Consider the following 2,672-nt stretch of genomic DNA (forward strand, 5'->3'; position numbering starts at 1 on the left):
ATACTCCTCCACAGTCTCCTATTGGCGGCATGTACAGAGGATTATGTCTTATTAGAGGGGAAAATCCCTAGAACCCCATGTTGGGACAACACAGTGGTTGAACGCTTCTTTGGTAGCCTGAAACATGATTGGCTGCTCAAGGTACATCAACCGACACGGGCTCACATGAAACAGGATGTCGCGGCTTACATGAAGTATTACAACCTGGATCGTCTGCACTCTTCGAAAGGTGATTTGTCACCGGTGGAGTACGAGAAATTAGCAAATTAAAGTGTCCGGTTTTATTGACCAAAAACTGTTCGAAACTTACAATAAAAAAATCGTCCATATTAACTTCAGTCAAACTAAATAAAAATTCTATGAGACAGTAAGTTAAGTTGGAAATCGCTTAAATTCCGCTGCCCGCCATACTCCATTGAGCATTAGCGATCAGCGTCTTTCTACTTAGGTATATATGAATCAAGTCCAGTCTCTTTTATTACCCAGCATTTTAACGGACAAAGAAAAATTACACCAAGCTAATCTAACCCTTTATTTTTGCTTGATTCTTGTACCTGCGTCATTGTTCTATTCCTTCTTTTACTCGTATCTAGGCGCGCCCAATGGCTCAACAGCCGTCTTAATTGCGGCAGCCCAGTTTGTATTTAACTTAGTTTTACTAAAAACAGGAGCTGTTCATCTAGCCGCCTCATCAACAATATTCTGCTTGTTCTGGATTCAAACTTATTTGCTTTACACCAATGGGGGTATTTCCGCTGGGAATGCTCCTTGGTTGTTAGTCATTTGCGCTATTGCTGTTTTTCTATGCGGACTTAAAGAAGGTGCCGCATGGGGACTAGCTATTGCATTATCAGTTGTGGCTATTTATTTTCAGCAAGTATCAGGCAATCTACCAGAGCCTGAACTGAACCCTAACGGATTAGAAGGAGCTCGGACGATTTTGCTCGTGGGAGCCATTCTTACCAACTTGGTTATGGTTGGCTTGATGGAATCTCAGAGGGTGTCCAGCAAAAAAAATTCTGAAGCTTCGTTAGTGAAAGCAGAAGCATCTCGACTTGAAGCAGAAAGCAAAGAAAAAATCATGTCCGAGTTGATAGATAATGCTGAAAGAAATGCACACCTATTAGCGGCTGCGACTGAAGAGCTGTCAGCCATTACCTTATCTATTAAAGATAACACCATCACATTAGATAATCGTGCCTCTCAACAGGTTAACGCCTCTGAGAGTACGAATCATATTTTGAATACTGTTTCATCCAATGTTCAGTTATGTTCTACAAAAGTCATCGAAGTTAATGGGATCGTTCAAACCACCAAAGAAAGTGCTTCCAGTGGTCAAAAAGCGATTCAACAAACCATTGAATCCATGACTAAAATCAAATCCAGTAATGAAGAAATCAATCGTGCAACCGCTAAAATATCAGGAATTGCAGAACAAACTAACCTGTTAGCATTAAATGCGGCAATTGAAGCAGCAAGAGCAGGTGAACAAGGTCGCGGCTTTGCAGTGGTAGCAGATCAAGTTAGAACTTTAGCTACCCAAAGCAATATTACTGCTAAAGAAATCCAGGACAGCCTCACACATGCAACTTCAAGTATCGATGAGGGAGCCTCAGTTGTTGAAAATGCTGGGGCCCAACTATTTAAAATTTTGCAGGCCGTTGAGGAAATCTATCAACAGTTTAGTGAAGTAAAAATGTATATGCAGCAAAGTGATTCTGGTTTAGTTGAGATTACTGAATCAGTAAGGGATCTCACTCAACTTGCGATTGAAAATCAAGAGAGCACAAAGGTTGTCGAACTAAATTCGGCACATATTGTAGAGACCACAAAAAGCCTTAGTGAAATGGCGGTCGGTCTACAAGAAGCCGTTACTTTAAAAAAGAAGTAATTCAGATTATTCAAGCTGACTACAACTTCCAGTTAAGGAACCTCTGATCTTCCCCTGAATTCCTGGACACTTAGCTTGCCGATTTATATCGGATTTCAAACTCTTCAGGAGACTGATGCCCAAGGTGGCTGTGCAGTCGAACTCGATTATAAAATACCTCTATATAATCAAACAAGTCGGCTCGTGCTTCATCCCTCGTCGCGTATATTTTTCGTTTCACTCGTTCTGTTTTAAGTGAGTGGAAGAAACTCTCAGCAACCGCATTATCCAAGCAGTGTCCACGCCGACTCATGCTGCTGGTTAAGTTGTTTGCTTTTAAAAACGCTTGGTAATCCTCGCTGGTATATTGGCTACCTTGGTCGCTGTGCACTACCACACGTGATTTTGGTTGCCTGCGCCAAACGGCCATGAGTATTGCTTTGATTACGATTTCACGCTTCATCGTTGGCTGCATTGACCAACCAATCACTTTACGAGAGAACAGATCTACAACCACGGCTAAATACAGCCAACCTTCATACGTTTTGATATAAGTAATATCTGTGACCCACGTATTATCAGGCTCAGCCACCACAAATTGTTGCTGTACATGATTCTCTGAAATGACAGGTGGCGCTGAAGGCTTAAAGTAGCGCCGCTTATAGCCTAGATTAGCTTTCAGCTTGGCTAACCTCATTAGTCGGGCTACACGGTTTTCACCATTAGGGGTTCTAGGGATTTTCCCCTCTAAAAAGACATAATCCTCTGTACATGCCGCCAATAGGAGACTGTGGAGGTGGGT

At 42.1% G+C, this 2,672-nt stretch carries 3 protein-coding genes; 2 read left to right on the plus strand and 1 reads right to left on the minus strand.

The annotated features are described in order from the left end of the window. Nucleotides 1-270, plus strand: a 270-nt coding sequence (locus WA381_RS20840) for an integrase core domain-containing protein (RefSeq protein ID WP_336146879.1), incomplete at its 5' end; no start/stop codon positions are given. A 184-nt stretch (nt 271-454) separates the two neighbouring features. Then, nucleotides 455-1,891 (plus strand): methyl-accepting chemotaxis protein, encoded by a 1,437-nt coding sequence (locus tag WA381_RS20845; protein WP_156087437.1) that lies wholly within the window; start codon nt 455-457, stop codon nt 1,889-1,891. A 70-nt stretch (nt 1,892-1,961) separates the two neighbouring features. Here WA381_RS20845 and WA381_RS20850 read toward each other — a convergent pair. Further along, nucleotides 1,962-2,672: IS3 family transposase (locus WA381_RS20850; RefSeq protein WP_336138615.1), on the minus strand; the 711-nt coding region annotated here is incomplete at its 5' end.

The sequence above is a fragment of the Alteromonas sp. CH_MED4-4 genome (assembly GCF_037029575.1).
GTDB classification, from domain to species: Bacteria; Pseudomonadota; Gammaproteobacteria; order Enterobacterales; family Alteromonadaceae; genus Alteromonas; species Alteromonas macleodii.

Excerpts from the sequence above, each read along its gene's own strand:
- WA381_RS20845 (WP_156087437.1), top strand. The coding sequence starts at position 455 with ATGAATCAAGTCCAGTCTCTTTTATTACCCAGCATTTTAACGGACAAA.